Here is a 12,933-nt window from a genome sequence, read left to right on the forward strand (position 1 = left end):
CACCGGAGGCGACTTCATGTACGGCTTCGCACGAACCAGAGGTTTGAGATGTGCCGCTGCCTTTGTCGCGGTGGCGGCCGGGATCGGGCTGGCACTCGCCGGCCCCGCGGCCTCGCTGCAGTCGGCGCACGCCGATGCGCCGGCAGGCGTCGTCGACTACGCGATTCCCACCACAGGCTGCGGGATTCCGTCGTTCGCCGAACCCGGCAGCACGACGACGCAGACCATCGACACCGGGGGCGCGACGCGCGAGTACGTCATCCGTATCCCCGGCGGCTACCGTCCGTGGCGCCACTACCCGCTCGTCATCACGTTCCACGGGCGCGGCGATTCCGACACGTCGCAGTCACAGGTGACGGACATCACCGACGACAACACCATCGCGGTCTATCCGCAGGGCCTGCCGGGTAAAGGCGGTAAGGCCGCCTGGCCCGGCGCTCCGTACAGCACGCCGGAGATGGACAACGACCCGCTGTTCGTCAGTGACCTGATCACGGGTCTTCAGAGCACACTCTGCGTCGACCCCAGCCGGGTGATGCTCGCTGGCAAGTCCAACGGAGGCGCCTTCGCCGCCAGCCTCGCCTGCACGATGGCGGATCGCATCGCCGCCGTCACCGTTGTCTCCGGCGCCCTGTACGGCCAGCAGGGTTGCACGCCCGACCGCCCGGTGCCGGTCCTGGACTTCCACGGCACGGGCGACACCGTCATCCCCTATGACGGAGACCCCGCGCGCGGCCTGCCGGCGATCCCCGACTGGATGGCGCAGTGGGCGACGCAGGACGGATGTGACAGCGCCCCGACCGTCTTCTTCCAGCAGGACGACGTGACCGGGGAGAACTGGCAGAACTGCCAAGGCGGGGCCGACGTGGTGCACTACCGGATCGACGGCGGCGGCCACGTGTGGCCCGGAAGCAGCACCCCGTCGGCCACCCAGACGGTCAGTGCCACCGCGCTGATGATCAGCTTCCTGCGGCAGCACCCGCTGCCCTGCGCGCTGTGGAGTTGGAGCTAGAGCTAGAGCTCATCGACAGCCCGGGCGACCAGTATGTGCTGATTGCCCGGGCTAGCTCGGTTCGCCGATCAGATCGCCCGCGGCTCGGCTCGCTGGCAAGCAGACCAGTACCGCGCCGAGGTGGCCTGTCTGTGCAGCTGGCCTGGCTCACCTACCCAGCCGGATCACTGCGCGGCTCGCCGGCAGGCAGACCGGGGCCGTGCCGTGCGCCAGCCGGAGCATCGCGCGCGGCTCGCCGGTCGGTGCTGTGCCGGGCAGGCTGGGCAGATGGTTTTGCTCTGCCAGTCGGACCTGGGCTTGGCGCTGAGGTGGCCTCACTCGCTCCGCTTGTGCTCCACCGTCAGGAACCGCAGCTCGGTCGCCCCGTCGTTCACCAGGTCGTGCAGCAGGTATTGCCCGGGCGCGAAGTACAGGTGGTGCGTCTGGCCGGCGCGGTAGGAGACCTTGCGGGTCGTGCCGTCGTCGGTGTGCTGGAGCGAGTGTCCGTCCGACAGCGCTGTCCAGAAGTAGTCCAGGATGTGGCGGTGGGCCGGGAGGCGGCCGCCGGGTGGGACGGTGATCATCCAGACTTTGACGCGGGCGTCCTCGGAGAGGAGTTCGGAGCCGACTTGGTCGTTGTAGGCGTTGCGTTCGAACTCCTCGCGCAGTTCGGGAGACCAGCCCTCGAAGTCGGTGGCGATCAGGTCGCCGGCGAGGTTGAGGGGGGTGCTCATCGGGGCGCCTCCACTTCGGACAGGACGCTGCGCAAGAACTCAGTGCTCTGTCGGGTGTACTCCTCGTACGTCGCGTCCGGGAGTACGCCGGAGCCGTGGTCGCGGATCCACTGGCGCATGCCGGCCGTCAGGTCGGTGGCCTCGTCGACTTCGGCCATGTGGCGGGTGGCCACCGGGGTGCGGTCCAGCGCGGGCATGAACTCCACCGACAGCCAGCCGTCGTAGCCCGTCTCGCGCAGTGCTGCGATCAGGCCGTGCCAGTCGACCGCGCCCTGGCCGGGCGGGAGCCGGTTGTTGTCGGCGACGTGGAAGTGCACGAGGCGGTCGCCGACCGCCTTGATCGCCGCGGCCGGGCTCACCTCTTCGATGTTCATGTGGAAGATGTCCAGGCACACCCCGACGTCGTCCCCGCTCTCCTCGGCGAGCGCCAGGGCCTGGTCGGCGCGGTTGATCAGGTACGTCTCGAAGCGGTTGAGGGGCTCGATCGCGAGCCGGATCCCGAGCGCGCGGGCCCGGTCGGCCGCGGTCCGCAGCGCGTCCACGTACCAGCGCCACTCGACCTCCGGGGCCGCCGACGGCGTCATCTTGCCGACCGTGCACGGCACCGTCACGAACGTCCCGCCGAGATCCGCGGTCAGCTCGACGGTCTCCAGCAGGTACGTCAGACTCCCCTCGCGAACGTAGGCGTCCTCGTGTAGAAGGTCGCGGCCGCCGAGGAACAGCGCCAGCGTGCCGGCGCAGACGATGTCGTGCGTGCGCAGCAGACGCCGCGTGGCCTCGCGGTCGATCGCGCGGGGGTCGGACGCCAGCTCGATGCCGTCGTATCCGCACCGCGCGAGCCGCGGAACCGTGGTGGCCAGCGCCTCCGGCCGCATCCAGTTGTGCATCGAGAGCTTCACGCTCGGGTCCTCCATCTGCGCGTGGTGGTGGTCACATCTATTCGACGGCCGGCGAGATAGAAGTTCAAATACAAAGATCTGGCATCTGGTATAGATTTTCCTGATACCAGGAGGTCAGCCGATGCCCACCTCACGCCAGATCGAGTACTTCGTCGCCGTCGCCGAGCACGGCTCGATCAGCCGCGCCTCCGCCGAACTGCACGTGTCCCAGCCGGCCCTGTCGGTCCAGCTGATCGCGCTGGAAAAGGAGCTGGGCACCAGGCTCTTCGAGCGCCTGCCCCACGGCGTCCGCCTCACCAGCTCTGGCCGCGGCGCGCTGGTGCACGCGCGAGCCGCCCTCACGGCGAGCCGCCGCATGGCGCACGTCGCCAGCGACAGCGACGGCCTCTACACCGGCCGCGTCAGCGTGGCCACCGTCTACTCGGTGAGCCTGGGTGTCCTGCCGCGCCTGATCCGGGCGTGGCGGCAGGCGATGCCCGGCGTCGACATCGACGTCCACGAGCACCGGCACGCCGCGGAGTTGCAGCGCTCCATGGCGCAGGGGGAGGCCGATCTGGCGGTCGGGCCCCGCCCCGACGATTGGCCGGGCCCGGTGTATCCGCTGCTCACCGAACGCTTCGTCGTCCTGCTGGGCGACGCCGAGGAGCCGGTGTCCACGCTGGCCGACCTGGCCGCGCACCGCTGGGTCCACTACACGCCGGCCAACGGCCTGTCCGCCGTCGTCGACCGGGTCTGCGCCGACGCAGGCTTCGTACCTCGCATCGCTGTGCGCACCGAGCAGACCGCCTCGGCGGTCGCGTTTGCCGAGGCCGGGCTCGGGCCGGCGCTGGTGCCGCACAACGTGGTGCCGCAGTCGTTCCGCGGCCGGATTCTCGAACCGGATCCGCCATTTATCAGGGAGCTGACGATTTACGTGCGTCAGGAGGCTGATGCGCTTGTCGCCAGACTGGTCGAGATAGCAGAACACGGCATCGGTCCCGAGCGGCAAGCTCTGCCGACCGGGACCGACGCACGTCAGTGAAGGGATCCAGCGCTGGTTCCTAAGGCTTTGCAGCCTTACAGCCTTACAGCTTCGTGGCGATGAACTGCGCCGCGTTGTACGACCCCCAGCCGGTCACCTCGTCGTAGCCGACGCCGGCGCTGTAGCCGCCGTTGTTACCGGACTTGATGTCGTGGAAATCGGTGTTGTAGAGCGAGCTGCGCGCGACGCTGTAGATGAAGCTGTTCGCGTAGCCGAACTTCGCCTTCCCGGCCTTGGCCGCGGCGGTGTCGTAGTCCGCGACGAACGCGGCCCAGTTCGGCGCGGCGGCGCTGGTGCCCCACACGTCGGTCCAGCTGCCGTCGGCGTCGATGTACCACGGGCTGCTGTCGCCGCCGGCGGCGGAGACGTCCGGCACCTCGCGGTGGCCGCTGGAGTTCACCGGCGCCTGGAACGAGGGGGTGGACCACTTGTCGGACTGGCCGCCGCCGCTGCCGGACCAGCCGGTCTCGCTGCTCCAGGCGTTGGACGAGGAGACGGTCAGGTTCGTGCCGCCGACGCCGGACACGTACTGGTCCGAGGCCGGGTAGTCGACGGACAGCGACGAGCCGTCGTCCGTGGCGCCGTTGTCGCCGGAGGCGGCGAAGACGGACTGGCCCTGTGCTGCGGCCTCCTTGAAGTCCGCGTCGTCGGAGGTGAGGTTGTTCTCCTGGTTCTCCGGCTGGCCCCAGCTGCTGGAGATCACCGGGACGTCGGCGCTGACCAGGGCCGCGTACAGCGCGACCTCGCCGGCGTCGCTGTTCGGCGCCTCGTACACCTTCACGTTCGCCTTGGGGGCCAACGCGTTGACGACCTCGATGTCGAGCTCGTCCTCCACCGAGCCCGAGGTGTCGGTGGTGCCGCCGGCCACGTTCACCACGGTCGCCGCCGGCGCGCCGAGGCTGTACTTGGAGTTGTAAGCCGCCACGGCCGAGGACGAGTACGCCGAGAACTCCACCAGGCCGACGGTCAGGCCGGAGCCGTTGTCGCCGGACGCGAGCGGCCCGGTGAGGTTGTAGCCGCCGCGCGCCTTGGTCGGCGTGAGGACGGTGCCGGCGTGCGGCGCCGCCTGGGTTCCGGCGGCGTGGTTGTCGATGTGGTAGCTCGGAGTCCGCTTCGAGGCGTTGGACAGACCGGCCACGCTGGAGACGACCGAGGCGATGTCCGCGGGCAGCGTCGGCGCGGCGGTGTTGGCGTAGACGTCGTGGCCGCCGGTGCGCCAGGTGCCCAGCTGCACGCCGAACGCCTTCTCCGCCTGCGCGGCGGTGCCGCTGACGGCGAGCGTCTGGTGGTTGGCGGTCACCGTGCCGACCGACAGGCCCTGGCCGCGCAGGTACTTGGTGACCTGCGCGATCTGGGCGTCGCCGGCGCCGTAGGTTGCCGCGTACTGCGCGACGGTGAGGTAGTGCTTGTACTGCCGTGAGGCGGGGTCGGCGACCTGACGCAGGAACACGTCCAGACCGGCCTGGTTGCGGGGCGTCAGGCTGACTTCGAGGGTGATCGGCGTGTTCGCCGCGACCGATCCGGTCCGGACGGCGTCGGACGCCAGGTGCGGCGCGGCGGCGGTGCCGGCCAGCGCGGTCCGGACCGCGGCCGGGGTCGCCGCGTGCGCGACCGGGAGGGCGAGCACGAAGACCGGCAGCGGTGCGGCGAGCGCGCCGAGCGTCCGCCGTATTCGCCGGTTGACAGTGGTGGAGACAGGCATGGGCCATTCCTTGGGGTTGGTGGGGAGATGCTTCGGTGGCACACGTCGCTTCGGACACGAATGTTCGTGTCCTGCGATGTGTTGAATGAGACGGTAATGCCGTGTTCGTGTCTTGAAAAGCCCCGAAATCAGGGTTTTACAATCAACCGGCGGTTGGTCCGAAGCGCGCGGATCGGCACCCTCTACTCACGTCACGGGAGGAGGGTGTGTTGAAGGGGAGCGCCTAGCGCGCGGCGGGGATCAACGGCAACACGAACAGGACCACACGCGACCGAGGTCGATGTGGGATCGGGATACGAGCCGGATCCGCTTCACATTCTCATGAGTATCAGAGCACGAACAAACGGTCAACAACGCCTTTGTCGTCGAATGGTGTGGCATCCGAAGCATCGGTGACATTTCGGGGTCTCAGTGGGGATGGCTGGTCCGTGTTCGTCCCGCGCTGTATGTTAGGTAAGCCTTACCTAAACTATCGAGGAGTCCGCATGCCCCTGCAGCGTCGTTCGTGCAGCTCGTGTCCCCACGACGGCGAGGTGCTGCCGGCGAAGCCGACGGCCGCGGAGCGTGCGCGGACGCTCGCGGCGGGGAGTTCGTCGGCGACGCTGGTCATTCCGGGACTGTCGGTGCTCGATCCGCTCAGCATGCTGCCTTCGCAGCGCGTGGTGATCGGGGACGCCGACATCATCCTGCGGCTTCCGGTCGGATCACCGGCGCTGCGAGCGGTCAGGTGCGCAGGCAACGACGAGGTCGCCGCGGTGCTGGAGATCACGGACGTCGCGCCGGTCGCGGTCCCGGATCGGATCCGCAGCCGCGCCTACGTCGCCGGCTGGCTCACGCCGGTGCGGGACGGCCTGGAGCGCGGCTGGCTGAAGCTGGAGGTCGGCGAGGTCACGGTCGAGGACGTGTGGGGCACCGAGCTGGTCGAGCCGGACGACTTCGCGGCGGCCGAGCCCGATCCGCTGGCCGAGTACGAGGCCGATCTGTTGCAGCACCTTGCGGCCTCGCACGGTGGCGAGCTCGGGTGGCTGTGCGCGCTGGTCGAGGGGCGGGACGGGGACGGAGCGCCTGGGATGCCGCTGGATGTGGTGCCGTTGGCGCTGGACCGATTCGGGCTGCGGGTGCGGTTCAGCGATGGCGGCGGGAGTTTTGATGCGCGGTTCCAGTTTCCGGCTGCCGTGACGGATGTGGCCGAACTGCGGCGGACGGTGCGCGCGCTGTTTGAGGAGGCCTGGCGCGCTGTGGACCAAAAGCAGGATTCCGATCTGGCTTAGCGTGGGTATTGAGCGGGGCGTTCAGGCCGCACCAGGCGACCGCACCTCAGTTCGGTCCGCCTGCTCGGCGTACACCCACCGCCCACAACGGCCGGCGCGGATCGCGACGACGGCGCGCCCCGCTTCCGTCACCGCCGTCCGGCCGACCTCGCTCGCGCGGCAGAACGTGCCTGCGCGCACCACGTTCTGTTCCGGCGTGCGGGGGAGTGGCACGTGTGCCGGTGCGGTCGTCGGCGCCGTGGTGCGGGCGGGCCGGGGGTCCTGTGCCTGCTGCCGTCCGATGCGGAGCTTCAACTTCATTGCGTTCCCCTGATCTCCTGTCGTTCCGCGACGATGCGGCGCGGTAGGTACGCCATTTGATCAACAGCCGTATTTGTTAGGACGAAGCATCGTGGCCAGCCGGGGTGAGTTCACCCTTTTGGCGCTACGGAAAGCCGGAGGGCCCGCTCTTGCCGGTCGTGCGGGCCGAGGGGAAGATCGAGTCATGAGGTCCGGTGTCGTCGTCGGGTACGAGCAGACGCCGCCCGGCGAGCGGGCGCTCGCCGAGGCGGCCGGGGAGGCAGATCGGCGCGGGGTCGTGCTCACCGTCGTACATGTGCTCCATCACGAGCCGTCTGAGCCGTCGGAGCTGTCCGAGCCGTCAGACGAGCCCGCCGCCCCCGACATCGCCGAGCAGGCCGCCGACCGCGTCCGCTCAAGCCACCCCGGCCTGAGCGTCGAAGCCCGCACCGTCGCCGGTCCCGTCCCGACCGTGCTGGCCGACCAGTCCGCCGAAGCCGACCTGCTGGTGGTCGGGCACCACGGCCACGGCGGGTTCAACGGCCTCCACCTCGGCTCGGTCGCCCTGCGTGCGGTGGCGCGCGCCGTGTGTCCGTCCCTGGTCGTGCGCGGCTCGGAGCACCGGACGCGGGGGACCGTGGTGGCCGCCGTGGACGTCGGGCACGCTGCGGAGGAGATTCTTGCGGTCGCCTTCGCCGAAGCGGCGCTCCGTGGGGCGCGGCTGAAAGTCGTCAGCGCGCTGGGGGCCGTACTCGGCCACGCGTCGGACCAAGCGGCAGAGCGTGCGGAGGATGCGCTGCGACGGCTGCTGAAGCCCTGGCAGGCCGAGTACCCCGACGTCGAGACGGATCACGAGCTCGTCGAAGGCGCGCCCACGGGCTTCCTCACTGGCGCGACGACCTACGCCGGCCTCATCGTCGTCGGCATCCATCGCGGCACTGAGGAGCGCCAGGGCGTACGCATCGGCCCTGTCGCCGAGACCCTGCTGCTGCACTCCGACTGTCCCGTCGCGGTCGTCCCGCACGACTGAACTGCGGAGCCGGGCAACCCGATCACGCCCCACCCACGTCGATACGACGGCAATCGGGTTTTCCAGGAAGGGCAGGGGTGGATGCGGGGTCCGGACGAGGCGGAGTTCGACGAACTCGTCGCCGGGCGTGCGCACGCATTGCGGCGTACGGCCTACTTGTTGTGCGGTGACTGGCACCAAGCCGAGGACCTGGTGCAGGTCACCTTCATGAAACTGCACGCCTCCTGGCAACGGGTCCGGCGGCAGGAGGCGTTCGACGCGTATCTGCGCAAGACGCTGCTGCGCGCGTGCATCGACGAGAAGCGGCGCGCGCGGTGGCGGCGCGAGGCGCCCACGGCCGTGCTGCCCGAGGTGATCGCGCCCGGGCCGGAGCCGGACGGGGTGCGGGACGTGCTGGTCGGCGGGCTGCGGCGGCTGCCGCCCCGGCAGCGCGCGACGCTCGTCCTGCGCTACTTCGAGGACCTGAGCGTGGAGGAGACCGCACGTCTGCTCGGCTGTTCGCCAGGGACGGTGAAGAGCCAGACGTCGAAGGGCCTGGCGAGTCTGCGCGCGATCGTGGACCCGGCCCTGCTCGCCCGGACGGAGGAGCTGGCATGAACGGCGGAGCTCGGATGAACGACCAGGACTGGATGCTCGACGTGCTCACCCGATCGAGCCGCGAGCCGGAGCCGGCGTGGACCCCGGACAAGGCGACGATCGCGGCCGGCGGCCGGCGTCGGCGGCGGCTGCGGACCGTCTCGGTCGGCGGCGGCGCGGTCGGCGCGCTCGCGGTGACGGCGGCGGTGGTGATCGGGCTCGGCGGGATCGTCGGCGCGGGGTCGGCCGCGCCGGGGCCGGGGACGCCCAAGTCGACGAGCGTGTTCGACTACGCGGCGATCTCCGTGAGCGGCTCCGGCAAGGGGCCTTCGAACGTCCTTCCGGTCTCGGCCGTGGACAAGATGTCGGGGCTGATCGACGTCCTGGACCCTGCGCACTCGCACCTGCGGAGCATGGTCTCGGCCTCCGGCTTTCCCCACCTGCACTACCAGACGGCCGCCGACGGGAACTCCTCGGCCATGGAGATCTCGACGATCACCGCCTCGTCGGTCTACACGACCGACGGCAAGGTGCCGGTGCCGGCGGTCGGATCGAAGGCGCCGAACGGCAGCCTCTCGATCATGTTCGCCGCGACCTCGGACCGGCTGGGCCGGAACGTGTACGACGAGCCGGACGTCAGCCGGGACAACATCCCCTGCGGCTACGCGTTGCTGGACGCTTTCCAGTCCACGCCGCCCGCGCACGCGCCGCACTGGTCGAAGTGCACGTCGACGGTGCTGCCCGACGGCTCGAAGGTGGACAGCTCCTCGACGCCGGACGGCGACGGCACGGTGACGATGGCGGTTCGGGAGTATCCGAACAACGGGGGCGGGATCGCGGTCGTCTGGACCGACTACGCGAGCTGGAAGACGACGCTCGGGGCGGACCTGGCGCAGATGGATCGGGCGCCGGATCCGTCGGTGGTGCTGAAGCCGAACCCGTTCAGCGAGCAGGAGCTGGCGGTGGTGCTGTCGGATCCGTCGCTCGGGCCGACGAGCAAGCCGAAGGCGTCCGGCAACGGTCCGAAGCAGTTCCTGAAGACCAGCGATCTGGGGGCGGACGCGACGTACGACCCGGCGTCGTCGAGCGGCGGCACCGGCGACCTGCCGATGGACAACGGCTGCGACTACAAGGACGTCAACCCGCTGGCCAAGCAGGGGCGGATGGCGAGGTACACCGTGACCGCGCCCGGCGCGAAGAAGGTCGTGGTCTCGGAGCTGGAGTACCCGCTGCCGGCGGGGACCGGGCCGAGCACCATGGCCACGGCGCGCAGCCAGGCCAAGGGCGGCTGCGACCAGCACGGCTCGCTGTATTCGAAGGACACTGTCAAGGATCTCCCGAAGGGGATCGGCGACGAGGCGTTCGTCGAGAACGGGGTCGGGACCGGCACGGTGACGGTGTGGATGCGGTTCGGGGACACGATTCTGCGGGTCGACATCACGCAGGGCCAGGCGATGCCGGACCTGTCGGCGCCGACGGATCAGGCGTGGTTGTCGGACGTCGCCAAGGCGGCTGCTTCGCATTGGACTGCGAAGGACTGAGGACCGCTCAGGAGCCCGGGCATGCTTCGGTGTGCTCGGGTTCTTGCATGCCTTGCTCGACGGATCAACAGCTCAACGGCACCGACTGTAAATGACTGACCATGTCAGGTAGTTCCACGGATACGTCGCGGACAGCCCCCCGCATAGCCTCAAGGTATTCGGGGAATGCGGGTTCGACGACGTCGCATGGAGGGGATGCGGCGGCTCTAGTCGTAGACCGTGTGACCTGCGTGAGCCGAGGCGTCCGGGGGGAGGTCTCGGCTCACGCATTGCCGTCGGCAGTCGTGGCGTTCAGAGGCAAATTTCGTACAACCCCAGCCCTCCAGAATATCGGAGTAGTCAACGCTTCCATAACCCAGTTCATGGAATCGTTGCAGAACCGACATGGAATCTCCATCTGGATTCAGTGTGCTGAGTGAGGGTCCAGTGATGGTCTGGGCTCCGCCCCCTGATACGGGATCCGCGCCCACCATCTCCGGGCGCGACACAGCCGCAGAAGGAGAGATCACCCAGCGATGAACGCCCACACGTTCCGCAAGACCGCCATGATCGCCGGCTTCGCCCTCGCCTCGACGGTCGTCGCCTACCCGGCGCACGCCGCCGCCGGCACCTACACGCCGTTCGTCTTCGACCAGACCTCCGGCGGGCAGCCCACCATCTACACCTTCATCAACTCCGCGACCACCAGCCTCGACCTGACCATGTACGAGCTCGAAGACACCACCGCCGAGCAGGACCTGGTCAACCTGCAGGCGGCCGGCGTCACCGTCCGGGTGATCCTGGACCAGGCCCAGCAGTCGAAGAACCAGGCCGCCTACGACACCCTGACCAACGGCGGGGTCAGCGTCGCGTGGTCCTCCACCTCGTTCGTCTACACCCACCAGAAGACGATCACGGTGGACGGCTCGCAGTCGATGATCCTCAGCGGCAACCTCACCGCGCAGTACTACAGCACCGGCCGGGACTACGGAGTCGTCGACAGCGACTCCAACGACGTCTCCGCGATCGAGGCCGTCTTCAACGCCGACTTCAGCGGCAGCGACATCACCCCGAGCGACGGCGACAACCTGCTCTGGTCGCCCACCGACTCGCAGTCCCGGCTGCTGTCGGTGATCAACGGCGCGACCTCGACGCTGGACATCGAGGAGGAGGAGCTCAGCGACTCGGCGCTGGTCAACGCGGTCGTGGCCAAGGCCGAGGCGGGCGTTGCGGTGCGCGTCGTGGTCGAGGACCCGTCGTCCTGGAGCAGCGCGGTCACCAAGATCAAGAACGCCGGCGGCTCGGTCGTCGGCTACTCCGGCACCACCGGCCTGTACATCCACGCCAAGGCCGTCGTCGCCGACTACGGCCAGTCCGACGCGGCCGTCGAGGTCGGTTCGGTGAACTGGACCTCGAACTCGCTGACCAACAACCGCGAGCTCGGCATCATCCTGACCGACACCGGCGTCGAGAGCACCATAGAGACCCAGTTCAGCTCGGACTACTCCGGCGGGACCGCGCAGTAGGCGCCACAAGCGCAGAAACAGCGGTAGCCCTCGCCGCGTTCGCGACCGCCGATCGGCGGCAGCGAACGCGGCGAGCCTGTCTCACCAAGGGATTCCGGGAGCTTCACCCCGACACGAAGGTCGAGCTGGCCGACGGCAGCAGCAAGCCGATCAGCCAGATGAAGCCCGGCGACAAGGTCAAGTCGACCGACCCCGCCACCGGCAAGACCAAGGACAGCACCGCCTCCGAGGTGCTGGTCAACTACGACACCGACCTTTACGACCTGACGGTCCACACCGCCAAGGGCGACCAGGTCACCACCGACGACGGCTACGAGGTGGCGCTCAAGAGCGGCAAGCAGGGCCCCGGCGCCTGGTTCAAGCAGGTCAACAACTTCCCCGGCGGACCAGGCACGGGCCGCACGTTCACCGTGGCACATGTCGAGGGCCAAGCGGCCGGCATCATGCGCCAACTGACCGACGTCACCGACGCCGACCTCTACATCAACAAGATCCCGTGCGACACCGGAGGCTTCCGCAGGTTCGTGCTCCACAAGACACTGCCCGACGGAGCTACACTCAGGGTCCACTTCCCCGACGGCAACGGGGGCGTCAGGACCTGGACATTCACCGGAGGGAAGCCGGGATGGACCGAGTAGAAAATCCGCCGCACCACCTGCGGTACTGGGACCCCACCGAGAAGGAAGAAACCGGCACGAACGTCACAAGCGCCGCCGAAGTCGCGGCCACAGCGGACGCAGTAGCAGCGACCTACCGGGAGCAGGACTTCGGCTCCTACCCAGGCCTGACGCTCCAGCGCACGCCGGACGCCCCGGCGGACTCCTTGGGCATCTGCGTGGCACCCTTCGGCTGGGCGCTCATCCACACGGACGAGGACTTCGCCCAGACGATCACGCACAGCGACAGGCCCCTGGACGGCACCGACCAGCAGGTGTGGTTCGACGACATCCTGGAGGTCGGCACGGTGTGCTTCATCGACCGGGAGCTGGCGGTGGAGGTGATCGGCAGCTGGATGACCGGCGGAGGGCTGCTGGAGGCCGCCGGGTTCACGGACGACCTGTTCGCGGCTTGACACGCTAGGCACTACCGGACCGCCGGCCCGCTGCTGATTTCGGCAGCGGGCCGGCGGCTGGCATGAGCGGGGCGGCGCGCGGGCCGGTGCGGCCAGGTTGCCGACTCTGATGAGAACTGGCGCCTTGGCGGCTGTGGTTGGTGACGGGCCGCGCGCGGCCGACCATGTGGTGAGGGGGTCCGACCGGACCATGCGGGGTGTTGGTTCTGGGTCCCTCGCCGCGTCAGCGGGCGCAGCCAACCTGCCCGGTTTGGCGGTGTCAAGCCGGACGGAGCTGGACCACAGCAGCTGTGATGCGGCTTGATTCCGCCA

Annotated in this window: 13 protein-coding genes; 9 read left to right on the plus strand and 4 right to left on the minus strand. The window is 69.2% G+C overall.

All coding sequences use genetic code 11. From position 1 onward, the window contains the following. Positions 1-70: 70 nt before the first annotated feature. The gene (locus GWK61_RS28880) at positions 71-1,012 is read left to right on the plus strand and encodes a CE1 family esterase (protein WP_323747801.1); all 942 of its coding nucleotides are present in this window, start codon (positions 71-73) and stop codon (positions 1,010-1,012) included. A 314-nt stretch (positions 1,013-1,326) separates the two neighbouring features. On the opposite strand, the gene GWK61_RS28885 is transcribed toward GWK61_RS28880, so the two are convergent. Both GWK61_RS28885 and GWK61_RS28890 read right to left on the minus strand, forming a co-directional pair. After that, on the minus strand, positions 1,327-1,725 hold the full coding sequence (locus GWK61_RS28885) for a cupin domain-containing protein (RefSeq protein WP_194913670.1): 399 nt from the start codon (positions 1,723-1,725) through the stop codon (positions 1,327-1,329). Then, positions 1,722-2,639: a sugar phosphate isomerase/epimerase family protein gene (locus tag GWK61_RS28890; RefSeq protein ID WP_194913673.1), complete on the minus strand. Its 918-nt coding sequence runs from the start codon at positions 2,637-2,639 to the stop codon at positions 1,722-1,724. The genes GWK61_RS28885 and GWK61_RS28890 overlap by 4 nt, the downstream gene beginning before the upstream one ends. Positions 2,640-2,745: 106 nt before the next feature. On the opposite strand from GWK61_RS28890, the gene GWK61_RS28895 reads away from it, so the two are divergent. After that, positions 2,746-3,645 carry a LysR family transcriptional regulator gene (locus tag GWK61_RS28895; protein WP_194913679.1) on the plus strand — a complete coding sequence of 300 codons (900 nt, stop codon included), beginning with the start codon at positions 2,746-2,748 and terminating at the stop codon, positions 3,643-3,645. 43 nt (positions 3,646-3,688) lie between these two features. Here the strand turns inward: GWK61_RS28895 and GWK61_RS28900 are convergent, their stop codons facing one another. Further along, positions 3,689-5,347, minus strand: coding sequence for a S53 family peptidase (locus GWK61_RS28900; RefSeq protein WP_194913680.1), 1,659 nt, complete (start codon positions 5,345-5,347; stop codon positions 3,689-3,691). A 485-nt stretch (positions 5,348-5,832) separates the two neighbouring features. Here GWK61_RS28900 and GWK61_RS28905 point away from each other — a divergent pair, with 485 nt between their 5' ends. Then, positions 5,833-6,618 carry a DUF2470 domain-containing protein gene (locus GWK61_RS28905; protein ID WP_228563108.1) on the plus strand — a complete coding sequence of 262 codons (786 nt, stop codon included), beginning with the start codon at positions 5,833-5,835 and terminating at the stop codon, positions 6,616-6,618. A 21-nt stretch (positions 6,619-6,639) separates the two neighbouring features. On the opposite strand, the gene GWK61_RS28910 is transcribed toward GWK61_RS28905, so the two are convergent. After that, entirely contained in the window at positions 6,640-6,918 is a 279-nt protein-coding gene (locus tag GWK61_RS28910; protein WP_194913682.1) for a hypothetical protein, read from the minus strand. A 184-nt stretch (positions 6,919-7,102) separates the two neighbouring features. Between GWK61_RS28910 and GWK61_RS28915 the strand changes: the two genes are divergently transcribed. The 6 genes from GWK61_RS28915 to GWK61_RS28940 all read left to right on the plus strand — a co-directional run bounded on the left by GWK61_RS28915 (position 7,103) and on the right by GWK61_RS28940 (position 12,621). After that, positions 7,103-7,927 (plus strand): universal stress protein, encoded by an 825-nt coding sequence (locus GWK61_RS28915; protein WP_194913684.1) that lies wholly within the window; start codon positions 7,103-7,105, stop codon positions 7,925-7,927. An 81-nt stretch (positions 7,928-8,008) separates the two neighbouring features. After that, positions 8,009-8,524, plus strand: coding sequence for a SigE family RNA polymerase sigma factor (locus GWK61_RS28920; RefSeq protein WP_194913686.1), 516 nt, complete (start codon positions 8,009-8,011; stop codon positions 8,522-8,524). Next, positions 8,521-10,044 carry a hypothetical protein gene (locus GWK61_RS28925; protein ID WP_194913688.1) on the plus strand — a complete coding sequence of 508 codons (1,524 nt, stop codon included), beginning with the start codon at positions 8,521-8,523 and terminating at the stop codon, positions 10,042-10,044. Before GWK61_RS28920 ends, GWK61_RS28925 begins: the two co-directional genes overlap by 4 nt. Positions 10,045-10,559: 515 nt before the next feature. Continuing rightward, on the plus strand, positions 10,560-11,549 hold the full coding sequence (locus GWK61_RS28930) for a phospholipase D-like domain-containing protein (RefSeq protein ID WP_194913690.1): 990 nt from the start codon (positions 10,560-10,562) through the stop codon (positions 11,547-11,549). A gap of 158 nt (positions 11,550-11,707) precedes the next feature. Beyond that, positions 11,708-12,187 carry a DddA-like double-stranded DNA deaminase toxin gene (locus GWK61_RS28935; RefSeq protein WP_194913697.1) on the plus strand — a complete coding sequence of 160 codons (480 nt, stop codon included), beginning with the start codon at positions 11,708-11,710 and terminating at the stop codon, positions 12,185-12,187. Beyond that, positions 12,175-12,621: a hypothetical protein gene (locus GWK61_RS28940; protein ID WP_194913699.1), complete on the plus strand. Its 447-nt coding sequence runs from the start codon at positions 12,175-12,177 to the stop codon at positions 12,619-12,621. Before GWK61_RS28935 ends, GWK61_RS28940 begins: the two co-directional genes overlap by 13 nt. Positions 12,622-12,933 lie beyond the last annotated feature (312 nt).

The sequence above is a fragment of the Catenulispora rubra genome, assembly GCF_015356825.1.
In the GTDB taxonomy this organism is placed as follows: Bacteria; Actinomycetota; Actinomycetes; order Streptomycetales; family Catenulisporaceae; genus Catenulispora; species Catenulispora rubra.

What these genes read in the sequence shown, in the direction of transcription:
- GWK61_RS28940 (WP_194913699.1), top strand. Translation starts at nt 12,175, where the DNA reads ATGGACCGAGTAGAAAATCCGCCGCACCACCTGCGGTACTGGGACCCC.
- GWK61_RS28905 (WP_228563108.1), top strand. Translation starts at nt 5,833, where the DNA reads ATGCCCCTGCAGCGTCGTTCGTGCAGCTCGTGTCCCCACGACGGCGAG.
- GWK61_RS28890 (WP_194913673.1), bottom strand. Translation starts at nt 2,639, where the DNA reads ATGGAGGACCCGAGCGTGAAGCTCTCGATGCACAACTGGATGCGGCCG.
- GWK61_RS28910 (WP_194913682.1), bottom strand. Translation starts at nt 6,918, where the DNA reads ATGAAGTTGAAGCTCCGCATCGGACGGCAGCAGGCACAGGACCCCCGG.
- GWK61_RS28900 (WP_194913680.1), bottom strand. Translation starts at nt 5,347, where the DNA reads ATGCCTGTCTCCACCACTGTCAACCGGCGAATACGGCGGACGCTCGGC.
- GWK61_RS28920 (WP_194913686.1), top strand. Translation starts at nt 8,009, where the DNA reads ATGCGGGGTCCGGACGAGGCGGAGTTCGACGAACTCGTCGCCGGGCGT.
- GWK61_RS28930 (WP_194913690.1), top strand. Translation starts at nt 10,560, where the DNA reads ATGAACGCCCACACGTTCCGCAAGACCGCCATGATCGCCGGCTTCGCC.
- GWK61_RS28915 (WP_194913684.1), top strand. Translation starts at nt 7,103, where the DNA reads ATGAGGTCCGGTGTCGTCGTCGGGTACGAGCAGACGCCGCCCGGCGAG.
- GWK61_RS28885 (WP_194913670.1), bottom strand. Translation starts at nt 1,725, where the DNA reads ATGAGCACCCCCCTCAACCTCGCCGGCGACCTGATCGCCACCGACTTC.
- GWK61_RS28895 (WP_194913679.1), top strand. Translation starts at nt 2,746, where the DNA reads ATGCCCACCTCACGCCAGATCGAGTACTTCGTCGCCGTCGCCGAGCAC.
- GWK61_RS28925 (WP_194913688.1), top strand. Translation starts at nt 8,521, where the DNA reads ATGAACGGCGGAGCTCGGATGAACGACCAGGACTGGATGCTCGACGTG.
- GWK61_RS28935 (WP_194913697.1), top strand. Translation starts at nt 11,708, where the DNA reads ATGAAGCCCGGCGACAAGGTCAAGTCGACCGACCCCGCCACCGGCAAG.